Source organism: Acidovorax cavernicola (assembly GCF_003581445.1).
The window spans coordinates 44,134-67,128 of sequence record NZ_QXMN01000034.1; the positions used below are offsets into that span (position 1 = coordinate 44,134).

Sequence of the window (22,995 nt, forward strand, 5' to 3'; positions counted from 1 at the left end):
GGTCCTCAGGCGCGGCGCGCCTGCACGGCCACCGGCAGCGAGCGGCCTTCGCCCTGCTCTTCGGCCAGGCGCGTGACGAACTCGTCGACGAACACGGCCATGTCGGCACCGATGGCGTCCGAGCGCGAGGCCAGCCAGTTGTAGCCGAACAGCGCCGGGATCGCGACGCCCAGGCCTGCGGCGGTACACAGCAGCGCCGCCGCCATGCCGGGCGCCACCGAGTTGATGTCCACCGCGCCGGCCATGGCCGCCACCACGAACACCAGCATGATGCCGATCACGGTGCCGAACAGGCCCACGTACGGCGCACCTTCGATGGTGGTCGAGAGCCAGTTCATGCGCTTGGCCATGCGCTCGGTCTCGCGCACCATCACGCCGTCCATCGCGGCGCGGATGGCGCCGATGGTGGAGGCCGACACGGCGTTCAGGTCGTAGCCGCGGTCATGGCGGCGGCGCATCTCCTCGATGGCCACCTCGTACAGGCGCCACAGCGAGGAATCGGCACGCACGTCCTGCGGCACGGTGTTGTTCGTGGCCAGGCGGTCCAGCGGCGCGCCCGCGGCTTCGCGGAAGTGCTCGATGAAGGTGGCGTTGGCGCGCGAAGTGGCGCCGAAGTTGCGGCCCTTGCCGATCATGATGGCCCACGACAGCGCCATCATCAGCCCCAGCAGACCCACGACGATCCACGCATCCAGCGGCATCGCGGCCAGGATGAAGCCGAAGTGGCTCTTGCCGGCCTGCTGCTCGTCGGGACCGAAGGCAGCCAGGCGCGACTCGGCGCCCTGCGACACCGCATCGGCCAGCAGCAGCGCATCGGGGCGCGCGACCTTCGACAGGCGCACTTCGTCGATCGCGCCGGTGAACGGGGCGAAACCTGCGACGGGCGCGGCGCCCGGCGTGGCGGGTGCGGCGGGCGTGCCGGCCGGTGCATCGGCGCCGAGCGCGGCGGCGGTGTTCAGCGCGGGCAGCTTGGCCGCCAGCGACACGGCCGGACGGCCACCCACATACAGCGCGACGCTGTCGCCTTCGGCCTTCACCGCGAGGTGCGACCACTGGCCGGCCTGCACCGGCTGGCCGGGCGTGCTGCGTTGGCCGTTCACCTGCACGAAGGGCACGCCCTGGTCGATGCCGACCACGAGTTCACCGGCGCCGTCGCGGCGCGCATAGATGGCCTGGCGCGCGCCGAGCGAATCGGGCTTGATCCAGGCCGAGAAGGTCAGCGTGCCGCCGGCCGTCACGGCCAGCGAAGGCGTGGCGGGCAGCATCAGTGCGCCGTTGCCCAGCTGTGCGCCCTTGCCGATCACGGTGCCTTCGACGGGCACCGCGGCGGTCTGGCCGTTGTTGCCGTAGGCGGTCGTGTCGCGCGGCGGCACCGCGCCTTCGGCGAAGTGGTAGACCAGCGTGTAGTCGGGGTCGAAGCTGCGCTGGCCGTTGCCCGAGGCCGGGGCCTTGGGGTTGCCGTAGTACATCCACAGCTTCTGCGGCGTGCCGGCCGAGACGTTGGGCACGTCGACCCAGATCAGCGCGATGCCCAGCAGCGGATCGAACTGCTCGATCTGGTGGTTGAGCACGGTCTTGTCGTCGGCCGCGATGAAGCGCAGGTCGGCGCCGGTCTCGCTCACGCCTTCGAACTTGAAGTTGCCCGTGTGCAGGCGCACCAGCACCGGCACGCGGCCGGCATCGCTGCCGATGGCGCCGGCCTGCGGGCCGCCGTCGATGGTGACGGGCTTGCGGTAGGCCCATTCGGCCTGCCACCAGGCGTGGGCCAGGCCCGGCAGAAGCGTGCTCAGCAGCGTGAGCGCGATGAAAAGAAGTCGTCGCATGACAGGGTTCTCCGGAAAGCTTGAGAAGAAAAATCGGAAGGAAGAAAGGACGTCGTCGTCGGTCGTTCGGTCAGTCGTTGGGTCGCTGGGTCAGTAGCTCGCGGTGATGCTGAAATTCACCTGCGTGTCGTGCTTCTTCGTGCGCGGGCCGTCGACCAGCGGATAGCCGATGTCGACACGGCCCGAGAAATACGTGCCCACCTTGAAGGTCGTGCCCACGCCCACCGAATACAGAGAGAAGCGGTCGGCCTGCTCGGGCAGCGGGCTCTTCAGGCGCAGCCGCGCGGCATCGGCGAAGGCGTACACGCGCCAGTTCTCGACGGTGCTGCCCAGGAAGGTGAGCGGCTTGCTGCGCAGCTCGACCGAGCCGACCACGCCGTAGTCGCCGGTGGCCTCGGCCGAGAGGTAGCCGCGCACCGAGTTCATGCCGCCCGCGGCGATCTGCTCGCTGGACACCAGCGGCGAGTCGGTCATCTGCGCGTTGACGCGGAAGGCCACCTGCGTGCCGCCCTCGAAGCTGTGCGCGCCGTTGAGGTCGGTCTTGAGCACCATGAAGCTGGGCGAGGACTTGTAGCGCTTGTAGTCGAAGGCCGCCCAGTCGCTGCCGTACTTGAAGGAGCTGCTGGTGCCCGCCACCAGCGACACGCCCACGCCGTACTGGCTGTTCTCGCTCTGGCGGAAGCCCGAGTACGACAGCGTGATCGGCGCGTACTTCAGCGGCACGGTGTCGCCGCTGCCCTTGAGCGTCAGCGCTTCCTTGTTGTTCTTGAAGTCGATGCCCACGCTGAAGGCGTGCCACCAGTTGCCGGTGTTGGGCACCGTGTAGGTGGCCTTCAGGCCGATCGAGTGGCCCTTGCCCAGCACGCTGGTGCCGCCCACGGTGGCCACGTTGCTGTCGGACACGAAGGCGTTCGCCTCCAGGCTCCAGTTGGTGCCCTTGAGCGGCGCGGTGTACGAGGCCGAGATCACCTGCGTCTGGTTCAGGTCCTGCGGCGCGCCGAAGAAGCTGATGGAGGCGCTGTGGCCCATCTGCCAGAGGTTGTCGTGGCCCAGCGAGGCGCTGGCGCGCAGCTTGCGCGTGTCGGCGCTGTAGTCGTTGGTGAGGCCGACGCTGCCGCGCCACGGGCTCTGGTCCTCGACCTTCAGGTCGACGTCCATCGTGCCCGGCATCGCGCCCGGGCGCACCAGCGGCATCACCTGGCGCTTGGGGCCGCGGTTGAGCGCGGTGAGTTCGGCCTGGGCCTTGTTGAAGTCGGGCACGCCGCCCTCCTTCAACGCCGGCACCTGGTCGCGCACGTCGACGGGCGAGTTGTACTCGGCGCCCACCACGCGCACGCGGCCCACGCGGGTCTCGTTGACCTGCAGGAACACCACGCCCTGCGTGACCTGTTGTTCGGGCAGGTCGACGTACACCGACTGGTAGCCCGCCGCCTGGTAAGCCGCGAGCAGCGCGTCGCGCGCGCCCTCCACGTCCTTCAGCGTGCGTTCGGGGCCGAGGAAAGGCGTGACCGCCTTCTCGATGGCGCGCGCGTCGAGCACGGTGTTGCCGCGCACGATGTATTCGGCGATGTCGACCTTGCGCGCCGGCTCGGCGGCAGCCGGCGTCGCGGGTGCGGCAGCGGCAGCCGGGGCCGGCGTGGAGGGGGATGCGGGCGCCTGGGCCATGACCGCCTCGTGGGCGCCCAGGGCCATCACCGCCAGCCACACCGCTCTCCAGCAGGCCGGTGGGGCGTTCTTCTTCATGTCATGCATTTACAGCTCGGTTTTCAAAGATGAAGCTCGCGTGGCAGCGGCTCATGGTGGAGAGCCTTCATGTCGCTGCTGCGTACCGATACCTAGACGCACGGCGTGCGCGGCGACTGTCGTTTGTCACGAAAACTTCATCAAGAAATCGGCACGAGGCCCGGGAAGGCACGTTTCGCATGCATAAGAAGAAGGGCCTCCGCATGGGAGGCCCTTGTGTTTTCTTCGCGTGCGCGGGTAGCGCGAAAGTTCAGCGCACGGTCAACCTGCGCTCAACGCCTCAGCGCTTCAGCCCCCGCTGCTCGCCCGGCGTGAGCGACTGCATCTGCGCGGTGGTGAGCGCGCCCGCGCCGAGCACCTGCACCACGCCCTTGGGGTCGTAGGCCGCGCCGGTGCGCTCGCGGCCTGCACCACCGCCCTCGCCGCCCGGCGCCTCGTTGCCGAAGCCGAGCACGCGCACGGTGAACACCGACGGCAAGGCCTGGCGCTGCGCCGCGCGGTCGCGCTGCAGGGCGTCCTGCGCCGCCGTCGCGGCCTGCGAAGCGGCGGCGCTGGCGTTGGTGAGCGCGCCCACGTTCACCGCGGCCACGATCGGCACGCCGGTGGACTTGCCCTGCACCTGGATGTTCTCGGCATTGACCACGCGCAGCGCTGCCAGGTTCACGTTGCCCGAGACGCGGATGCCCGCCTCGCCGGCATCGATGGTGCCCAGCGGCGCGATCAGGTCGATGTCGCCCGGCGGCACCTCGGGGATCGGGTTCAGCGTGGCGATGCCGGCGCCGGTGTTCGGCGTGGTCGGCGACAGGCTGACGTTGCCGGCGTTGTCGTACAGCCGCCGCTGCGGCGTGTAGACCACGGTCGACTTGGAGCCGCGCCCGGCGTTGATGTCGCCTTGCGCCGACCAGGCCAGGATGCCGCCGCCGAAGGTGGTGAAGATGCGGCTCTGGCCCAGCAGGATGCTGTCCAGCGAATACACCTGCACTTCGCCCTCGCCCTGCGTGAGCACGCCCGATCCCTCGCCCGGCACGAAGCCGCCGTCCACCCCCACCAGCGTGCGGCCGCCCGGCGTGAGGATGTTCACGTTGCCGCCGAAGTTGGTGTGGATGCCGGCATCGAGCGCGTCGTACACGCCGATCTCGTAGGGCCGGCCCGCGGCGTTCCAGGCGTCGCGGCGCAGGTAGCTCTTGCCGGCCTGCGGGCGCTTGGTGAAGGTCTCCGAGCTCTGGTAGTAGTAGTTGGCGCTGCTGAACATCGTCAGGTCGCCCTGGTAGTGGCGCGCGATGCCGTCGCTGCCGAGCGCGGGGAACAGCGTGGCGATGGCCTCGCGTCCGCGCAGGTAGCTGCCACGGCGTGCACCGCCCTCCTCGTTGTACTCGCGCCCGCCGGCGCGCAGCTCGGCGTAGTACACGTTGCGCAGGTAGACCTGCTGCTGCTCCGGCGGCAGCGCGGCGAAGAAAGCGTGCGCGTCCATCGTCGCGGCATCGAAGTGGCGGCCCTGGCTGTTCTTGCCGCCGAAACGCTCGCCCAGCCAGTTCACGAGGTGCAGGCCCTCGGCCAGGCGGAACTCGCGCGCCAGGTCGCGGCGGGCACTACCGCCACCGCTCTCGCCGCCCTCGCTGCGCTGGCCGTCGATCTCGGCCTGCTTGCGCTGCAGGTAGGCCTGTGCGCCCGCTTCGTCGCCGCCGTAGCCGAACTGCTGCGCGAGCCAGCCGGCCAGCGTCAGGTGGCCGCCGTAGCTGTACAGCGCGGTGCCGGGCTGGTCGGCGAAGGGACGGCCGCTGTCGGCGCGGCGTTTCGGATCGAGGTAGCGCGCGGCGAAGCCGGCCCAGTCGGGCCCGTCGCGGCCCACGCCCACCGCCACCGAGATGCCGGCGCCGCTGCTGCGGTCGCCCGGCTTCACGTTGACGATGGCGCCCAGGCTCTTGAGCTCGCCCTTGTCGGCCATGTACAGGTCGCGCCCGGCGGTGATCGCCAGCTCGCCGGGGCCGGCGATGTGGAAGCTGCTGTTGCGGATGTCGCGCCCGGCCTCCACCACCGACACGTCGTCGGCATGGCGGTGCACGATCAGGTTGCCGCGCGCCGAGGTGGCGTTCAGGATCTGCGGCTGCGGCGCCAGCTCCGGCTTGCCGGGGAAATAGCGCGCGTACCAGCCCGCTGCTTCCGGCGGCGCGATCTCGGCCTGCCCCAGCGGGGTGCCGGCGTCGGTGATGTCGCGCCCGGCGCGGATCGCCACCGGCCCGGCGCCCTCGTACCAGAGGCCGTTGGGGGTCACGGCGCCGGTGTTGGAGCCTCGATAGAGGATCGAACCGGTGCGCAGCCCCACGATGTCGCCGTCCACCGCGTAGAAGCGCGACGGCGGCTGGCCCAGCGGCGCCACGTCGGCCACGCTCGGCGAGGTGAGCGTGAACAGCGGGAAGCTCATCTGCGTGCTCTGGCCGTAGAGGGCGACGGAGGACAGCAGGCCGTCGGCGGCCGCGTTGTGGATGCTCTCGCGCCCGTACCAGATCGGGCCGCCCAGCGCGGCGAAGCCCGGCTGGAAAGGATTCACCAGCCGCGACGGGTCGGCGCCCGAGGGCGTGATGGTGTAGCCCGAGGCATAGATCGAGTCGCGCGCCAGCAACTCCAGCTGTGCGGTGCGCTGCACCGCGAACTGCGGCCCGACCGGCGACGGTGCCAGCGTCAGGCTCCAGGGCGAGAACAGCGGTGCGTTGGTCGGGTCGCGCATGCCCGAGCTCGCATTGCCGTAGTACAGGCTGCCGCTGGCGGCCAACGCGCGCAACACCGCGGGGTAGACGAAGCGGCCGTCGGTGGGCTGGTGGTTGGCGTAATCGCCGAGGTCGGTCCAACCCAGCGTGGGCGTGAGGTTGCCGCCGGCACTGGCGAGATCGATCGCCGTCGACGGCGTCCACAGCGAGAACCAGCTCCAGCCTTCGCCCGCGTACTGCTTGCCGTTGGCGCTGAAGGGCGTGCCGTGGGTGAGCGTGGGCACGCGCCCCGGGTCTGCCACGCCGCCGAGCACCAGGTCGCCGCGCGCATCCAGCCGCACACCGGCGTCGCCGGGGATCACGACCGGACCGCCGGAGGCGATCGACGAGCCGGCGACGGAGGGATCGCGCGCACGCGAGTCCTTCGGGTCGGCCCCGCCGAAGCCCAGCTGGATGCCGCCCACCGCGCCGCTTTCCAGCCGCAGCGCGCCGCGCAGGTTGGCGAAGACCCCGTTGAGGTCCAGCCGCATGCGGTCGTAGCGCAGAGTGCTGCCGGCCTGCCAGCTGGTGGTGCTGGGCAGCGCGCGCACTTCGGGCGCGGGGTTCAGGGTGCCGCCGATGCGCACGTCCAGGTCGCCGCCGCCGGTCAGCAGCAGTTCGCCCGAACGCGTCACCCGGCCGGTGCTGCCCACCGCCAGGTTCAGCCCTTGGCTGCGCGAGACGTAGGTGGCGCTGAAGTCGCCCATCTGCTCCATCAGGCCGGCATGGCCGCCGGTCTCGAACACCAGGTTGCCGCCGCCCAGCGTGCCGATGCCGGTGAAGCCGACCAGGTAGGGCGCGAGGCCGGTGAGGTCGTACATCGCGCCTTCAGGGGCCGCGACGTAACTGCCGAAGTTGATCCACCAGGCGGTGGGCACGCCGTCGGCGCCCGGCGCCACGCTGCCGGTGCCCTGGCGCCACAGCCAGTTGCCCAGCATCGCGCTGGGATACTGCGTGCGGAACACGCCCAGCTCGTCGGTGGTGCGGCGCACGATGCCGCGCGTGCCGATCATGTCGCCGCGCGCATCGCCCTGCGCGCGCACCCGCAGGTTGCCGCCGTGGTCGGGGTACCAGGCGCGGTACAGGCTGCTGCTGTCGACGAGCTGATCGAACGGCGTGCTGTCGCCGAGCACCGTGCCCTTCGGCCCCTTGGCGCGCGGCAGATGGAAGTCGGCGTCGTCGGCGCGCGCCGGCGCGCGCGTGCCGGCGGTGTAGATGCCGTAGGGCGAGCGCTGCGTGAAGTCGTTGCCGGCCAGCAGGTCGAGGTCGCCGGTGCCGGTGCGCAGCACGCTGAACAGCGGCTGGCGCACCGGGTAGGACTTGTAGCTCCAGACTTCGGGGCTCTCGGACACCAGGTCGCAGTAACCCATGTCGCACAGGCCCCAGCTGACTTCGTCCGGCGTGAGGATGGCGCCGAACTCGCCCCATCCCTCGTCGGCGGCCTGCTGGTTCCAGCGCCAGACCTTGCCGCCGGAGACCAGCGACTTCGTGAAGCCATTGCCATAGTGCGTGTCGGCCAGCAGCAGGTCGCGCTGCTGCGCGCGCGGCTGCAACGAGCGGCTGTCGGCAGCCTGCGTGTCGGCGCCGGCCACCAGGCGCATCGACCACGACTGCGAGCCCTCGGCCAGCATCGGCGCGATGGCGAAGTTGCGGCCCTGGTTGCCGTCGGCATCGGCCAGGCGCAGCTTGACCGACGCCACGCCGCCGGGCAACTTGACCACCGTCTCGGCCGGGATGATGGCGCCGCGCTGCAGCGGCACCTGGCGCGCCAGCACCGGGCCGTTGTAGCGATAGAAAGGCGGATCGTTGATGTCCAGCACCGTGCCGTCCGGAAACGGCAGCGGCACGCCGGCCGGCCACAGCATCTGGCCGACCTTGGTCGCGCCCGCCAACCGCACGCCGGGGTCGAGCTGCGCGCCGGCGCCGAGCTTGAGCGGCTGGGCCAGCACGCTGCCCGCGGGCTGGATCACGTTGCCGGCCACATCGCGCACCGCGCCACCGAGCACGGTGCCCGCGGGCAGCGTGTAGTCCCCGGTCAGCACCGCGCGCACCGGCAGCACGGTGCCGGCGGCCAGGCTCATGGCCTTGAGCGGCGCGTTGAAGTTGAGCGCGCGCCCGGGCTGCAGGAAGGTGTCCTCGGCCAGCGTGACGACACCGCCGCGCGGCACCACCACGTCGCCGCCGAAGGGCACGCGGCCCTTGAGCAGCACCCAGCCGTCATCGTCGCGGGTCACCGGCAGCGCCGAGGTGTCGAAGCCGTCGTTGATGCTGCCGTGGATCTTCAGGTTGCCGCCCGCGCGCATCACCAGCGCGCCGGCCTCGCCCGAACCGTAGACGCCGGTGCGCTGCGTGCGCGGGTTGAGGCTGTCGTAGCGCAGGCCCGAGAGGTCGAGGTCGCCGTCGATCTGCAGGTCGCCGTCGGGCGTCCTGCTCACGATCTGCACGCCGGGGCGCAGGTGGAAGGCCTCGGTGTAGGCGCGCAGGCCGGCCAGCCGGCCGTTGACCAGACCGCCGTTGGCCAGCACGTTGCGCATGAAGGCCACGCTGTCGTCGTGCTTTTCGTTCAGGTAGGCCTGGTCGATGCGCTGGTAGGGCCGGCCGCTGATGTCGAGGTCGGTGCCCACGGGCGCGTCGTCGTAGCGGAAGAAGCCGTTGACGTTGATCGTGCGCGCGCCGTCGATGCGCTGCGTGCCGCCGGCGTCGATGGCGATGTCGCTGCCGTGCGCGCCACCCAGGCGCGGCGCGTTCAGCTCCACCGTGCCGAAGGCGCGCGGCGCGGCGTCGGTGCCGGCGCGCAGGTCCATGCGCGCGCCGTTCTCCAGCACGAGGCGGCCACTGCCGCTGTCGATCTCGATGACGGCGCGGTTGGGCGCCTCGATGGCCTGGCCGTAGCTGTCCACGCGCAGGCGCGTGCCGTGCGCATCGAGCAACGCATTGCCGCCGACGGTGACGCCGTCGCGCGCCGCCAGCCGGATGCTGCCGACCTGCACGCCGCTGGCGTCCACCTTGCCGGCCACGGTGAGATGGCCGCCGTCGACCGAGAGGTTGATCTCGCGCGCCTTCAGCTCGTCGCCCACCACGAGGTCGCCCTGCTTGACCTGGAAGCTGCGCTCGCCCACCACGCCGGTGTCGGTGAGACGGCGGTTCAGGCCGGCGAAATCGGCGATGCGCTGTGCGCGCAGGTCGATGCGCCCCGCCGCGTAGGGCACCCACGTGCCGCCGGCGTCGTACTCGCCGCTGCTGCCACCGGCGATACGGCCCAGCAGCTCGACCTGGCCGGCGCCGGCGTCCACCGCGGTGACGGCCAGCCGGCCGGCGCGGTTGTTCCGCGCCGAGAGGTCGATCTGCGCGCCCCCGGCCAGGCGCACGTTGCCCTTGCGGCTTTCGAGCTCGACGTCGCCGCCCCAGCTGTACTTGTCGACGTCGAAGAAGCTCAGCCGGCGGCCGGCCAGGTCCAGCCGTGCGCCGTCCTGCAGCTGCACGTCGCCCTCGGCGCGCAGCACCAGCTTGCCGCTGGGCAGCACCACCGCGGTGTTGACGGCCACACTGCGGCCGTCGATGGCGATCTCGGCACCGAGCGCGCGCGCCGCGTCGGCATCGGTCATCGCGGCGGGCTGCATGCCTTCGGGCGCGGCCACGCGCACGTCGCCGCCAGCCTTGTAGCGCATCACCGAGCCAGCGTCGCCGGTCAGGAGCGGCGTATCGATCTGCAATGTGCCGCCGGTGCGCACGTAGCCCTTGGTGGCCTCGTCCCAGCCGCCCTGCGACTGGTACACCGACAGCGAGCCCTTGTAGCGCGCCGTGACCTGCTCGCTGGCGTTCAGGCGCACCTCGCCGAAGCCCAGCGTCAGCCGGTCCATCTCGTGCACGGTGTCGGCGCGCATGTCGCGCGCCGCGCCCAGCTCGATGCGCCGCGCGTCGATCTGCAGCCGGCCGCTGCCGGTGCCCGCGCCGCCTGCGGCCACCAGGCCGGGCGGCGTGTTGGTGCCGTTCCATACCAGCACGTCGGTGTGGATGCGCGCCACGTCGTCGGGGCCGCCCCAGCCGTGGATGGCAGGCGTGGTCAGCACCAGGCGCTCGATCGGCGACTTGCCCGTGGCCTGATCGATGGTGGACAGCTGCGTCGTGCCGAAGAAGTTGACCGCGTCGCGCACGGTGAGGACCAGGTTCTCCAGCGCCGGCGCGCCGGTGCTGGTGTCGCCGCGCAGCAGGCGGTCGAGCACGGACTGGTTCAGCGTCAGGCCCGGCGGCAGCGCGCCGCGCGCGGCGGCATCGCCCAGCGCGCGCTCGCTGCCGACGTTGATGCCGCCCAGCGCCAGCACCAGGTTGCGCGTGCCGTAGCGCGAGCTTTCGCCCAGCGTGAAGGCCTGGTCGGTGGCGGCGGTGATGGTGCCCTCGGAGTACAGCCGCGCGCCGCCGCAGCGGGCGGTGCTGGCGCACACGCCGATGTCGATGCGCCCGGGGCCCGTTTCGCCGCCGCTCACCGCGCTCGGCGGCAGGATGTCGATCCAGCCGTTGGACACGGCCAGCACGCTGCGCACCCCTGGTCCGTAGATGTAGCCGCGGCGCGAATCCCAGGCCGCCGGGCCGCGGCCCAGCGTGTCGATGCCCGCGCCCGATTCGACGGTGATGCCGCCGTCGCGGCGGTCGGTGACCAGGAACACTTCGCCCGCGCGCAGCACCGCGCCTTCGCGCAGCACGATGTTCCAGGCGGCGCTGCTGAAGCCGAGGTCCCTCGCGTCCTTCAGCCGGTCGGCCGCCGTGGGGTCCTGCACCATCGTCCCCATGGGCGCGCCGCCGATGCCCAGCTGCGCGGCGCCGATGAGGTTGAGCGCGCCGGCATGCAGCGAGACCCCCTGGAATCCCGGCGTGGGTGCGGCGCCATCGGCCAGCACCTCGAAGCTGCGGGCGGTGCCACCGACCACCAGCGCCGTGCCGCCCATGCCGTCGCCCACCGTGGCGTAGCGCGTGGTGCCGGCGAAGCGCAGCGAAGGTACGCCAGCCACCGCGCCCGGGCTGCCCCAGTTGGCGAAATCCAGGCGCAGCGACTTCGCGTCGCGCTCCAGCAGCGGACGCGGCACGCCGTCGCGCATCGCCTGCGCCACGGCGAAGTCGGCATAGCCGGTTTCGTTGTACTGCGCGTAGGTGCGCAGCACGTCGGCCGGCGTGAACACCGCCTGCAGCGGCAGCGCGTCGCGGATGCCGGTGCCGGCCACGCCCAGCTGCGCGGGCGCGGTGTAGGAGCCATTGCGCATCGCGGTCGCGCTGCCCGGCGCGCCGACCTGCGGCGCCAGCCCGTTGAGCTCGACGCGGAAGGCGCCTGGCAGCAGCGCGTAGGTCGAGGGCATCAGCGTGTAGGTGCCCGCGGGCAAGCCGGGCACGCCGGCACCGAGGGTGATCTGCCGGCCCAGCGCCGGATCGCTCGCGCCCTTCTCGCCATTGAGCGGTGCCTGCAGCGGTTGCACGCCGGGCACGATGGCGTAGACCGGGTTGGTGGCCAGCGTGGGCAGTACGAAGCCCTTGCGCTGCGCGCCCACCTGCACCAGCGGGTGCATGCGCGCATCGGTGGAGCCGCCGCGGCCGGCCAGGAAGGCGGTGCCGGTGAGCGCGCCGCCGCCCGACATGTCGAGCACCGCGCCCTCGCGCACGTCCACCGCGTGGCCGGCCAGCGTGATGGTGGGGCCGACGCCGGGCACGCGGTACACCACGTCCTTGCCGTTGAAGAGGTAGCTCAGCCCGTCCTGCGTGCCGCCGTAGGGCATGAGCAGCCCGTCGGCGCTGACCGAGGTCAGGCTGCCCGGGTGCAGTTGCACGCTGCTGGCGACGGTGATGCTGCGCGTGTCGCCCAGCGTGATGCCGCCCAGGGGCGCGCGCAGCACGCCGCGCTGCTCGATATTCGCGGCGTGGAAGGTCATGGCGCCGAAGGCCGACTGCGGCGCGGCCGGCAACTCACCGGCCGGGCCCACGCGCTCGATCACCAGCCGGCGGTTCATGTCCAGCTCGACCTGGCGGGCTCCCCACTTGTCGATGACGTTGTGCTGGCCGACCTGCACCAGGCCGCTGTCGCCGGTGGCCGGATAGATCTGCGCCGCGGCCAGCGTGAGATCGCCCGGCACATAGAACCTGGCGTTGCCCGAGAAGCGCAGGTCGCCGCTGCTGCGCAGCAACGCCTGGTCGAAGGCATTGCGCTCCACGACGAGGTCCTCGGGCACGTTGCGCACGATGGTGCCGCGCACGCCCATCTGCACCATGCCCACCAGGTCGATGAGCTGCGCGTCCATGCGCAATGCGCTGCCGGCCGACACCGCCGGCACGCCCAGCGTGCCGGTGCCTTCGCCGGTGTTGCGCGAGCCGACCACCGGATGGGGCAGGATGTGGTCATCGATCTGGCGGCGCGTGGTGCCGGCCACGCGGATGTAAGGCGCGGCCAGCGCCACCCGGGCATCGGGCGCGGCCGTGTCGGCCAGTGCCAGCGCGGTAGTGGCCAGGCGCAGGCTCTGGCCCAGCGAGAGGTCGACGCTGCCGTCGAAGGACAGCATGCCGTGGCTGAGCAGCGAGAGGTTGTCGAAGCCGCCCTCGTGGATGCGGTCGACGCCGATGCGCGCCGTGCCGTAGGCCAGCGCGCCGTGTGCCTCGCCCGGACGCAGATCGACGGCATCGCCCACCGCGCTGCGGCCCTGCACCTGCGCCAGCAGCATCTCGCGCGGCACGCGCACCACGTCGTCGACCTTCGGGCCCTTCAGGCTGTAGCGCTCCACCGTGCCGTAGATCGGCGTATCGAGGTTCAGCGCCAGCATGCCGCCGGCCGCGCCTGCGCCGCCCGCGGCGGCGCGCATGTTGCCGTCCAGGAACAGGCCGCGGTAGGAACTGAGCGCGATGGTGCCGCCGTGGCTGGCGACCTCGGTGGCGCCACGGCCCGGCAGGTCGAGCGTGGCCGCCGTGCCCGAAGCCTCCAGGCGCGCGCCGGGGCGCAGCACCACGAAGGCATCGGCCGCGTCCACCTGCGTGGCGTCGAGCGCATGGCGTGCACCGATTTCGATGGTGCCGCCGTTGGCCACCTGGCCGTAGCGGTGGCCCCGCACGTCGGTGGCCACCACCGGGCGCGCGGCGACGTCGATCAGCGCGTGCTCGCCGATCCAGTACGAGCGCGCGTTGGCGATGCCGTCGGCGAGGTTGCTTTCATTGCCGGTGCCATGCGTGCCCGGCAGCAGCGCGACGCGCCCGCCCCAGGCCGAGAGCGTGCCCTCCACGGTGATCTGGCCGTTGCCGCGCAGCGTGAGCGCGCGGCCCGGGTCGAGCGCGACCTGCGCGCCCTCGCCCACCACCAGCGGCGAGCGCTGGTAGAGGGTGCCGGCTTCCAGCGTCAGGTCGGCGCCGGCGCGTTGCGTGAGCTTCTGCTTCACCGGGTCGTCCTGGTACACCGGCGGCGTCCACACCGGCAACGCGGTGGACGGATCGGCTCCCGTGGGCACCAGTCTGCCGGTGGCGAGATCGAAGCGCTGCACCGGCATGTGCACGTCCACGCGGGCGCCCTCCGCCACCGCCAGGCCGTCCTGGCCGCGCACGCTGTACTGCGCGAAGCCGCTGTGGAAGAGGCTCGCGTCGAGGTTCAGCAGCGGCTGCACCTCGACGGCGCGCGGCAGCGACTGGCCGGCGGCGATCAGCGTGCCGGCGGGCATCACGGTGTCGGCAGAAGCCAGCGTGCCGGCCTTGTACGACGTGGTCTTGGCCGGGATCGGCAGGCCCGAGGGGAACACGTCCCCGGGCACCACGTAGCCCTTGGCCAGCTCGGAGATGCCCACCAGCACGGTGCCGGCGGGCACGGTCTGGCCCGACTCGTAGGTATTGCCAGTGGCCGGGTACACCTCGGTGTCCGGGGGCACCACCCAGTCGGCGCGCGTGGTGAGGGTGCGCGTGGTGTTGACGGCGGGCTGCACGGCCTCCTTCAGCGCCACGCCCGGAAGCGCGCGCGACACCGTGATGGAGAAGTCCATCGGGATCACGCTGCCGGCCTCGATCAGGTAGTCGCCGGCCAGCCGCAGGTGCACGCTGCTGCTGCGCCCCGCGGCCAGCTGGCCGTCGCTGCCGGCGGACAGTCCGCCGATGCTGATCGCCGCGCCATTGGCCACCGTCAGCTTGCCGCTGCCCTTCACGCCGTGGCCGAGGATCTGGCCGTCCATGCGCAGCGTGCCGGGGCCCACGCCTTCGGCGCCGGGCTGGGCGGCCATCAGCGTCACGTCGCCGCCGCGCCCGCCGCGCAGTTCGTTGCCGGCCATGAGGGCCGCGCCGCCCGACACGTCGATCAGGCTGCGCGCGCCGAGCGCGATGTCGCCGGTACCGCGCACCGTCACCTGGCCGCCATCCACGTACGGCAGGCCCTTGATGCGATCGGGCGATTGCACGATGTTGCTCCACAGCCCGCGCGCGTCCAGCCGCACGCCCTCGCCCACCGCCACGCGCGGCTGGTAGCCGGTGGGCAGCGCGTCGGCAATGGAGATGTCGATCCAGCTACCGCCGTTGACGCTGGCGAAGCGGCTCACCAGATCGCCCAGCGCGATGCTGCCGCCCCGCGCCACCAGGTCCGCATCGACGGCCACCGTGGGTGCGTGCAATGCGATGGTGCCACCTGGTGCGACGGCGAGCGCGGACTTCACCGCCACCGTGTCGTTCGCATAGGCGGCGAAGCCGCCCAGGCGCTGGCGCTGCAGCCAGCCGCTGTCGATCCGCACGTGGCCCGCGAGGTCTTTCGGCATCGCCTCGCCGGCGGCCAGCGCATCGGCCAGCGTGTCCGGCGCCTCGGCCACCGTCACGCGGTCGACCCGCGCGGAGGGGCTGTCGCGCAGCAGTCCGGTGGGAGCGTCGTAGACCGGCGCCATGCTGCCGATGACCAGGCGCCCCGCCAGCGGCGCCGCGGCCTGCGCCTGGCGGTAGCTGTCCAGGCCGGCATCACGCTTGCGCTGCTGGCGCTCGCCCTGGAACACGGTGGCGTCGATGTCGCCTTCGAGCACGGCGGCGCGCGTGCCCACCTGCACCTGGCCGGCGTCGCGGCCGACGGTGTAGCCGTTTTCCAGGCGTTGGCGCGGCGCGATCAGCGGGTTGTAGAAGAAATCGGTGGTGTTCTTGCCCCAGCGCGCGTGCTCGCTCTCGAAGCCGCGGTACAGGCCGGCATAGGCGATGTCGGCCGGCGCGGTCGACAGGTTGTACAGGCGCCCGTCGGTGCCCTTGAGCCAGCTCTGCTGCAGCAGGCCGGTCTGCACGTCGAGCGTGCCGCCGGCCACGTTGATGCGCGAGCCGCGCTGCGTGACGAGCTCGCCGCCGGCAAAGCCCACCGTGCCGCCCGAGGCGGCCCATTCGCCGACGGTGTGGCCGTCGGTGTTCAGGTAGCCGCCGACTTCCAGCAGGCCGCCGCCGGTGTACCAGCGCTCGCCGTCGTAGCCGTTCACGCCCGGCGCCACGCGCACCAGGTCGCGGCGGTCGATCCACAGGTCCAGGTTGTTCAGGCGCTTGCTGTCGCGGTTGAGCGGGGCGTCGCGCTGCTCGTTGCCCTGCACGTTGACCTTCACGTTGTTGGAGGCCATCGCCACGCTGACGCCGACCGCGCCCGCCACGTCGATGACGGCGCCGCGCGCCACGCGGATGCGGCGCTCGGCACGCGCCTGCACCTGGCCGCCGGTGGCCAGGGCGAGCGAGCCGCCGTCGAAGTCGATGTCGCCGGCCGAGTCGATCTTCACCAGCGACTGGTCGCGCCGGTTGTAGCCGCCGTCGCTCAGGCGCATGGAATCCTTCAGCAAGGTGTCGCGCTGCACGTTCAGCGCGGTGGCGCCGTCGTTCTCCAGCACGATCGCGCTCACGCTCTGCGGCGCCAGCGTCACGCGCGCCCCGGCCTGGTCGCCCGCGTCGCCGGCATTGCCCAGCGCCCTCAGGTGGATCGTGCCGCGCGTGTTGACCGAGGTGCTGGACAGCAGCACGCCCTGCTGCTCCACCGTCTTTCCAACCAGCGTCACGTCGCCGGTGGTGGCCGCGATCAGGCCCGTGTTGCGCGCGCGACCGGCGATGCTGTGGGCCAGGCGCAGCGGATCGACCTCGTTGCCGCGGGTGCTCGAATCGCTGTTGCCGTCGGTGCCCATGCCCTTGCGGATCACGAAGGCGTCGCCGGCGGCCAGCACGGTCTGGCCGTTGGGGGTCGCGATGCTGCCGTGGTTGTGCGCCTCGCGCCCGGCCAGCAGCACGTAGCCGCCGCCCTCGGTCACGCTGCCAGGCCGGCGCGTGGCGATGCGCGCGCCCGGTTCCACCACCACGTCGGCGGTGGCGGCGCCGTGCGTGGCGCCGGTGGCGTTGAGCACCAGGTCGTTGGCCAGCGCCGGCACCGGGTTGCTGCCCTGCGTTTCGCTGTACAGGCCCTTCCTGAACTGCGCATCGGTCATGCCGACGGCAGCGGCCACGAGGTTGCGCGTGTCGACCTGGCTGCTGCCGCTGAACACGATGCCGTTGCGGTTCACGACCATCACCGTGCCGTCGCCCTGGATCTGCCCCTGGATCTGCGAGGGCCGTGCCTTCGGGTCGTTCACGCGGTTGAGCACGGCCCAGCTGGCCTGCTGGTCGAACTTCACCGTGGTGTTCTTGCCGACGTTGAAGGTCTCCCAGTTGAGGATCGCCTTGTCCGCCGTCTGCTCGACCGTGACCACGGTGCGGCCCGCTGCCTGCCGCTGCGAATCGGGCGTGAGCGGGCGCGCGTTGTGCCAGCCGGCGGTGAACGCGTTCGTGTCGACCTTCAGGCCGCCTTCGGTCAGGCCGTCGGGCACCGACGGGTCGTTCTGCGTCGCCGCCGCGCGCGCCGCGGCCTGGGCCGATTGCTGCGCGGCGATGGCACGCGCCGCCAGGTTCAGGTTGCCGATGGACTGCTGCAGCTGCTCGTTGGCGCGCCGCTGTTGCGCCTGCGGCCCCGCGAGCATCGCGGCGGGCATGCCGTTGGGCAGGCGGCCCGTGGCGAGCGCCGTGCCCTGCGCCATGTTCTTCTGCGCCATCCAGGCGCCGCTGAACGCCTGCTGCGCGTGCGCTCCGTCGAACGCGGCGCCACCGGCCAGCAGCAGCGCGATGGCGCGCACCAGCGGCGTGAGGCGCACCTGCACGCCTGCAAAGCGATAGGAAAGAGAAGAAGAGGACGCGTTCGGCGGATTGCGCCGGGACACCGTGCGGCGGCTGCTGCGTTGCATGCGGACTTCCATGGGTTCGTGTTTCGTTGCTCGATCGGGGCCACGAAGCGCAACGGCCCGTGGACTACCGAGCTATGACAGCGAAGGTCCGGCGCGACTGCACCATGTCACGAAATCTTCACGAACGCGCGATTCGGCCCACATCCGACACCTGTCAGGCCCCCTCAGGCACTCGCGGCGCCCAGCAGCACGATGCCCCCCGGCAGCTGCGTGAGCTCGGCGCCGTAGACGTCGCGCACCAGGAACGCCACGTCGTCCAGCCGGTCGATGGAGAAGCTGGCCTGCACGCGGCTGCGGCCCAGCGCCTCGCTCGTGAGAATGAGCCGGCCGTGGCGGTAGCGATTGACCTCCGCCACCACGTCCGACAGCGGCACCTGGTCGAACACGAGCTGGCGCCGCCGCCATGCGATGACGGGGCCGGTGTCCACGCCCGTGACCACGCCGAGCCCGGCGGGGCCGTAGCGCAACTGCCGGCCTGCATCCAGCCGCGCCTGCTGGGCGCCCTGCGCCACCTCGAGCTGGCCCGCCAGGCAGGTCACGCAGACCTCGCCGTCGAGGTGACGGATGTTGAAACGCGCACGCACCGCCGACACCACGCCGCCGCCCGCCATCACCGTGACGCGCGACGATGCCGCGCCGCCGGCCAGCACCTCGGCTTCACCCGACACCAACTCGATGCCGTCGCCTTCCGTCGCCGCATTGCGTCGCAGGTTGATGCGCGTCTGCGTGTTCATCTGCAGCACCACGCCGTCGCCCATGGCGACCTCGCGCTGCTCGCCAGTGCCGGTGCGGTAGTCGGTGCCCCACTCGGTGACCGACGGCCACAGCGCCAGCGGCGGCGACACCGCGAGGTAGGCGACCGACGCCGCCACCGCGCCGCCCAGGAAGGCGCGGCGCCCGGGCATCGGCCGACGGCGGGCGGCCTCGCGCAACTCTTGCTGACGCACGCGCTGCGCGGCCGGCGCCATGGCCTGCCACACCTCGCGCGCCTGCACGAAGGCCTGTGCATGGTCGCGGCTGCGCGCGCACCAGCGCCGGAAGGCCTGGGCGTCGTCCTCGTTCGCCTGCTGCGAGCCGAGCCGCACCACCCAGGCTTGCGCTTCGCGTTGCAGGGTCTTCATGGCGTCGGTCGCTCCGGATTCTTCAGCGGTCATCATGTGCAGACTGTTTTCCGGCGCCGGGACCGAAGCGCTGGATGAAATCCCGACCCAGCCGCTCGCAGCAATGTTCCAGGCCGGCGCGCAATTCCTTCTCGACGGTGCGCGCCGACACGCCGTAGCGCGCCGCGATGTCCTTGTGCGGCATCTCGTCGATGCGCGCGGCCAGCACGATCGCGCGGCGGCGGCGCGGCAGCTCGGCCAGCGCACGCTCCAGCGCCTCGAGTTCGTTGCGTGCTTCCGCGCCGCGCGCCGGGTCGGCCGCTTCGTCGGCCATGTCGTACAGCGCCTCGACCTCGCCCACGCTCAGCAGCCGCGAATTGCTCTTGCGCTGGTCCTCGGCCACGTTGAGCGCGATGCGGAACAGGTAGGCCGAGGGGTAGCGCACCGCGCTGCGCACGGTGGAGTTCTCCACGCGCAGGTAGGCCTCCTGCAACGCGTCGTTGGCCAGGTCTTCCGAGCCGAGGCGGTGGTGCAGGTGCTTGCGGAACTGCGCATAGCGCGCGAGAAACAGCGCGCGCAGCGAGGCCTTGATCGATTCGGACATCGCGCCTCAGCTCGCGGCGCGTGCGCCGAGATAGGGCCGGCAGTCGCGCGCGGGGTCGGGGCGCGGGGTCAGCAGCAGGGTCACGGGCTGCGCCAGCGCGGGCGGCGGCGCCTCCAGGCCCAGGCCGCTCCCGCGCAGGCTGGCCAGCACCGCGGCATCGCGCGACGGCACGCCGCTGCCTTCGAGCAAGCGCGCGTCGCTGACGCCACCCACCGGATCGATCCACAGCTGGAGCGCCAGCCGGTAGCGGCCGAAAGCGTCGGGCTGGGCGATGCACAGCACGCGCGTGATGGCCCGTTGCAGAAGGCCCGCATAGGCCAGCGAAGCCGGGCCGTTCCCGGCCAGTGCGGTATTCGCCGTGGTGTGCGGTTCCTGGAGGTCGGCGGCGGAGGTCTTCACCGGCACGAGCGTGAAGGCATTGGCGCCGGTGTAGCGGGCCGCCAGACCGCTGCCCGCGAGCATGCGCTGCAGCGCCTCGCGCGGCGCGAAGTCGCCCTGCACCGCCGCGGCTTCGCGTCCGCGCGTGAGGCTGCTGGCCACCAGCACCGAATGCCCGGTGATGCGGCCGAAGACGGCAAGGGACGCTTCCAGCGGCTGCGCCGGCAGGTCGAAGCGCACGACCTCGGCGGCGTTCTGTGCGGCGGCCAAGCGCGCGGCCAGCATCAACGCCACGACCAGGCACCAGGACAGTGTCAGGGCACCGCCCGATGCGGAAGTGTGTGTCATTGGCGGTGGGAACAACGGGAAAGAGTGCTGGGGGGCTGGCGCGTGCAGGGGCGAGACTATCCACCGCGGATGACCGACATGTGACGTTTGGTATGCACCCTGCGCCGCTGTCTTCTGACTGACTTGCAAGCGGCCTAGACTGCCGCGCTCCGAGCGACGACAAAGGGTGCATCCGCATGAATTTCCTGTACGGGATGGCCGCCGCCCTGATGTGCGCACTGGGCGGCCAGGCCGCGGCGCAGGCCACGCACACGCAGACAACCAAGGCCGGGGACGCCGGCGCCGACGCCTGCGTGGAGGTCACCGTCAACGGCGAGCGCACGCCCTCCTATGCATGCCTCACGCAGAAGCTGCAGCCCGAGAGCGCCGCGCGCGGCCCCGGCGACGCGCAACCGGGCATGGCCTCGGAGGCGATCGTTCAGCGCCCCTCGAACCAGCTCGGCCTGTTCAACCGCGCGGCGACCGGGCACCGCATGGGCAACACCTTCGGTACGTCGGTGTATCCGCAACGGCCACCGCCGGTCGTGCCGTCGTCGCCGTTGATACCCGCGCGCTGAATCCAGCGCGAGGGCCCTGCGTCAGGCCATGGCGCCCATCTCTTCCATGAGCTCTTCCTTGCGCTGCGCCAGCTGCTCGCGCATCGCCACGAGGTCCAGGCCGCGCGCCGCGCGTGCCTTCACGAACATCTCGTTGCGCTCTTCCTTCACGTGGTGGTCGATGTACTCGCCCAGCACGATCACCTTGGCGTCGAACTTCCGGTCGATCTCGGTGGCGTCCTGGATCTGCGCGATCAGCTCCTTCGCGCTGGCGTGTTCCACCTCGGCTTCGTCGAGCAGGTCGGTCTCCTTCAGGGCCGCGCGCAGGGCCGGGTAGAAGATCTCTTCCTCGATCCGCGTGTGGACCGTGAGCTCCATGCAGATCTCGTTGGCCAGTTCGCGCTTCTTCTGTTCTGACGAGGCGGCGTGCGATTCGGCCAGCTCGCCGTAGGCCTTGAACATCTTCTTCACGTGGCGGTGGTCGGTGTCGAGAAAGCTGCAGGCATCGGGTTCGTGGCGTCGGGTCGTGGGCATCGCGGGCTCCATGGGTTGAAGGAATGATGAGAGAGACGGAGATCGCACGATGGAATGTGCGCAGCCCACGCAACGTAGGAATGCTTCGCACCCTCTTGGCGGCGCACCGCGCAGGCCGCAACAACTCGCAACGCCCCGTCGCGCGTCGCACCACCGCTCAGATGAAGGGCACGCCCCCCGTCACCGCCACGGTGGCGCCCGAGATGTAGCTCGCCTGGTCGCTGGCCAGCAGCACGTACACCGCCTGCAGCTCGGCCGGTTGGCCGGGGCGCTTCATGGGTGTCTGCAGGCCGAAGTTCTTCACGCGATCGGGCGGCAGGGTCGAGGGAATCAGCGGCGTCCAGAACGGGCCCGGCGCCACGCAGTTCACGCGGATGCCTTTCTCCGCCAGCAGCTGCGCCATGCCGCCCGACAGGTTCTGGATCGCGCCCTTGGTCGCGGCGTAGGCCACGAGCGTGGCGTTGGGCTTGTCGGCGTTGACCGAGGCGGTGCTGATGATGGCGCTGCCCGGCTTCATGTGGGCCACGGCGGCCTTGCACAGGAAGAAGTTGGCATAGACGTTGGTGCGGAAGGTGCGATCGAGTTCCTCCGCCGTGATCTCGTCGAGGTTCTTGTGCGACATCTGGAACGCTGCGTTGTTCACGAGGATGTCGAGCCGGCCGAAGCGCGCCATGGCGGTATCGACCAGATGCATGCAGTGGGCCTCTTCGCAGATATCGCCGGGCACGGCCACGCAGGTGCGCCCTGCCCCCTCGACGAGCCGGACGGTGGCCTGCGCATCCTCTTCTTCCTGCGGCAGGTAGGAGATCAGCACGTCCGCGCCTTCCCGCGCGTAGGCGAGCGCGACAGCGCGGCCGATGCCGCTGTCGCCGCCGGTGATCAACGCGGCCTTTCCCTTGAGCTTGCCGGAGCCGACGTAGGAGGTCTCGCCGAAATCCGGCCGCGGGTCCATGGCGGATTCCAGGCCCGGGGGCGTCTGCCGGGGCGTGTCGAACGGGGGCCGCAGGACGGCTACATGCCCCTGGAGGCCGGCCGTGCGTACCTGCGTGACCTGCCCGATGCGGAGTTCCACGCGTTCGACGACGGTGGGCATTGGCTGCTCGAGACGCACCTGGCCGAGGTGCTGCCGCCGCTGCGCGATTTCCTGGGGCGGTACCTGCCGGCTTCGGCGGCGGCATCCGCCAGGACGACCGCAGGCGCGCCGCCATGAGCGTCGCCACGATCGCGCGCATCTGGCGCGGCCGCGTCACCCGCGAGCGCGCCGATGCCTACGAACGCTACCTGCTGGCGGAAGGCATTCCGCCGCTGCGCAAGACAGCGCTCGCGGTGCAGCTGTTTCGCGAAGACCGCGTCACCGACACCGAATTCGTGACGACCTCGTACTGGCCCGACGTGGCCGCCATGAGCGCATTCACCGGTGGCGACCCGAACGTGGTGCACCACCTGCCGCGCGACCCGGAGTTCCTCATCGCGCTGCCCGAGCGGGTCGAGGTGCTGCGCATCGTCGTCGATACGAAGGTCTGAGGCGCGGACCCGGGCAGCCCGACCCAACTGGTGGACCTTTCCTACAGCGCGTTGCTGCGGTCACCGATGCGATGGCCCCGCCGATGGCGCGACACCCGATGCATGCACCTTGTTCAGGTGCCGGATGAAAGGAACACGCCATGAGTCGAACATCTGCAAGACAGCAAGCCAGGAACGACGACCGGGAAAACTCGCGTCTGTTCTTCTACGGCGCAGGCGTGGCGCTTGTCGTATTCATCGGCGCGCTGCTGTATTTCTATGCGGTCGATCGACGCGGGGAAGGGCCCATGCACGAGGGCACGCCGCCTGCGGTGCAACAGCAAGCGCCGTCGAGTGCGCCGCCAGCGGCGCCGGACGCACCGACGCACCAGGGCGCGGGCCCTTCGACCGCCCCTTGAATGGCGCTTCCGATGACACACCCCATGCAGGCCGGCCCCCGGCCCCCGTT

Annotated in this window: 12 protein-coding genes; 4 read left to right on the plus strand and 8 right to left on the minus strand. The window is 71.5% G+C overall.

What is annotated here, in order from left to right; all coding sequences use genetic code 11:
* Positions 1–5: 5 nt before the first annotated feature.
* The 6 genes from D3H34_RS22915 to D3H34_RS22940 form a co-directional block, all read right to left on the minus strand.
* On the minus strand, positions 6–1,823 hold the full coding sequence (locus D3H34_RS22915; protein WP_119556547.1) for a DUF2341 domain-containing protein: 1,818 nt from the start codon (positions 1,821–1,823) through the stop codon (positions 6–8).
* Positions 1,824–1,913: 90 nt separating this feature from the next.
* Positions 1,914–3,566 (minus strand): ShlB/FhaC/HecB family hemolysin secretion/activation protein, encoded by a 1,653-nt coding sequence (locus D3H34_RS22920; protein WP_286186103.1) that lies wholly within the window; start codon positions 3,564–3,566, stop codon positions 1,914–1,916.
* A gap of 280 nt (positions 3,567–3,846) precedes the next feature.
* On the minus strand, positions 3,847–17,523 hold the full coding sequence (locus D3H34_RS22925; protein WP_167481260.1) for a filamentous hemagglutinin family protein: 13,677 nt from the start codon (positions 17,521–17,523) through the stop codon (positions 3,847–3,849).
* A gap of 164 nt (positions 17,524–17,687) precedes the next feature.
* Positions 17,688–18,644: a FecR family protein gene (locus D3H34_RS22930; RefSeq protein WP_286186104.1), complete on the minus strand. Its 957-nt coding sequence runs from the start codon at positions 18,642–18,644 to the stop codon at positions 17,688–17,690.
* Positions 18,645–18,666: 22 nt separating this feature from the next.
* Complete coding sequence (locus tag D3H34_RS22935) at positions 18,667–19,227, minus strand: RNA polymerase sigma factor (protein ID WP_119556551.1); 561 nt, start codon at positions 19,225–19,227, stop codon at positions 18,667–18,669.
* Between the two features lie 6 nt (positions 19,228–19,233).
* Positions 19,234–19,953: an STN domain-containing protein gene (locus D3H34_RS22940; RefSeq protein WP_147400474.1), complete on the minus strand. Its 720-nt coding sequence runs from the start codon at positions 19,951–19,953 to the stop codon at positions 19,234–19,236.
* A 176-nt stretch (positions 19,954–20,129) separates the two neighbouring features.
* On the opposite strand from D3H34_RS22940, the gene D3H34_RS22945 reads away from it, so the two are divergent.
* Positions 20,130–20,510 carry a hypothetical protein gene (locus tag D3H34_RS22945; protein WP_119556553.1) on the plus strand — a complete coding sequence of 127 codons (381 nt, stop codon included), beginning with the start codon at positions 20,130–20,132 and terminating at the stop codon, positions 20,508–20,510.
* 21 nt (positions 20,511–20,531) lie between these two features.
* Here the strand turns inward: D3H34_RS22945 and D3H34_RS22950 are convergent, their stop codons facing one another.
* Together D3H34_RS22950 and D3H34_RS22955 are read right to left on the minus strand one after the other, a co-directional pair.
* Entirely contained in the window at positions 20,532–21,023 is a 492-nt protein-coding gene (locus D3H34_RS22950; RefSeq protein ID WP_119556554.1) for a hemerythrin domain-containing protein, read from the minus strand.
* A gap of 157 nt (positions 21,024–21,180) precedes the next feature.
* On the minus strand, positions 21,181–21,975 hold the full coding sequence (locus D3H34_RS22955; RefSeq protein WP_119556560.1) for an SDR family oxidoreductase: 795 nt from the start codon (positions 21,973–21,975) through the stop codon (positions 21,181–21,183).
* 63 nt (positions 21,976–22,038) lie between these two features.
* Between D3H34_RS22955 and D3H34_RS22960 the strand changes: the two genes are divergently transcribed.
* The 3 genes from D3H34_RS22960 to D3H34_RS34020 all read left to right on the plus strand — a co-directional run bounded on the left by D3H34_RS22960 (position 22,039) and on the right by D3H34_RS34020 (position 22,945).
* Positions 22,039–22,233 carry an alpha/beta fold hydrolase gene (locus D3H34_RS22960; protein ID WP_167481257.1) on the plus strand — a complete coding sequence of 65 codons (195 nt, stop codon included), beginning with the start codon at positions 22,039–22,041 and terminating at the stop codon, positions 22,231–22,233.
* Positions 22,230–22,547: a hypothetical protein gene (locus tag D3H34_RS22965; RefSeq protein WP_119556555.1), complete on the plus strand. Its 318-nt coding sequence runs from the start codon at positions 22,230–22,232 to the stop codon at positions 22,545–22,547. Before D3H34_RS22960 ends, D3H34_RS22965 begins: the two co-directional genes overlap by 4 nt.
* A gap of 140 nt (positions 22,548–22,687) precedes the next feature.
* Complete coding sequence (locus tag D3H34_RS34020) at positions 22,688–22,945, plus strand: hypothetical protein (protein ID WP_147400475.1); 258 nt, start codon at positions 22,688–22,690, stop codon at positions 22,943–22,945.
* Positions 22,946–22,995 lie beyond the last annotated feature (50 nt).

Bases quoted from the DNA above. Each gene is read 5' to 3' on its own strand.
- D3H34_RS22915 (WP_119556547.1), bottom strand. From the start codon at position 1,823: ATGCGACGACTTCTTTTCATCGCGCTCACGCTGCTGAGCACGCTTCTG.
- D3H34_RS22920 (WP_286186103.1), bottom strand. From the start codon at position 3,566: ATGAAGAAGAACGCCCCACCGGCCTGCTGGAGAGCGGTGTGGCTGGCG.
- D3H34_RS22925 (WP_167481260.1), bottom strand. From the start codon at position 17,523: ATGCAACGCAGCAGCCGCCGCACGGTGTCCCGGCGCAATCCGCCGAAC.
- D3H34_RS22930 (WP_286186104.1), bottom strand. From the start codon at position 18,644: ATGAAGACCCTGCAACGCGAAGCGCAAGCCTGGGTGGTGCGGCTCGGC.
- D3H34_RS22935 (WP_119556551.1), bottom strand. From the start codon at position 19,227: ATGTCCGAATCGATCAAGGCCTCGCTGCGCGCGCTGTTTCTCGCGCGC.
- D3H34_RS22940 (WP_147400474.1), bottom strand. From the start codon at position 19,953: ATGACACACACTTCCGCATCGGGCGGTGCCCTGACACTGTCCTGGTGC.
- D3H34_RS22945 (WP_119556553.1), top strand. From the start codon at position 20,130: ATGAATTTCCTGTACGGGATGGCCGCCGCCCTGATGTGCGCACTGGGC.
- D3H34_RS22950 (WP_119556554.1), bottom strand. From the start codon at position 21,023: ATGCCCACGACCCGACGCCACGAACCCGATGCCTGCAGCTTTCTCGAC.
- D3H34_RS22955 (WP_119556560.1), bottom strand. From the start codon at position 21,975: ATGGACCCGCGGCCGGATTTCGGCGAGACCTCCTACGTCGGCTCCGGC.
- D3H34_RS22960 (WP_167481257.1), top strand. From the start codon at position 22,039: ATGCCCCTGGAGGCCGGCCGTGCGTACCTGCGTGACCTGCCCGATGCG.
- D3H34_RS22965 (WP_119556555.1), top strand. From the start codon at position 22,230: ATGAGCGTCGCCACGATCGCGCGCATCTGGCGCGGCCGCGTCACCCGC.
- D3H34_RS34020 (WP_147400475.1), top strand. From the start codon at position 22,688: ATGAGTCGAACATCTGCAAGACAGCAAGCCAGGAACGACGACCGGGAA.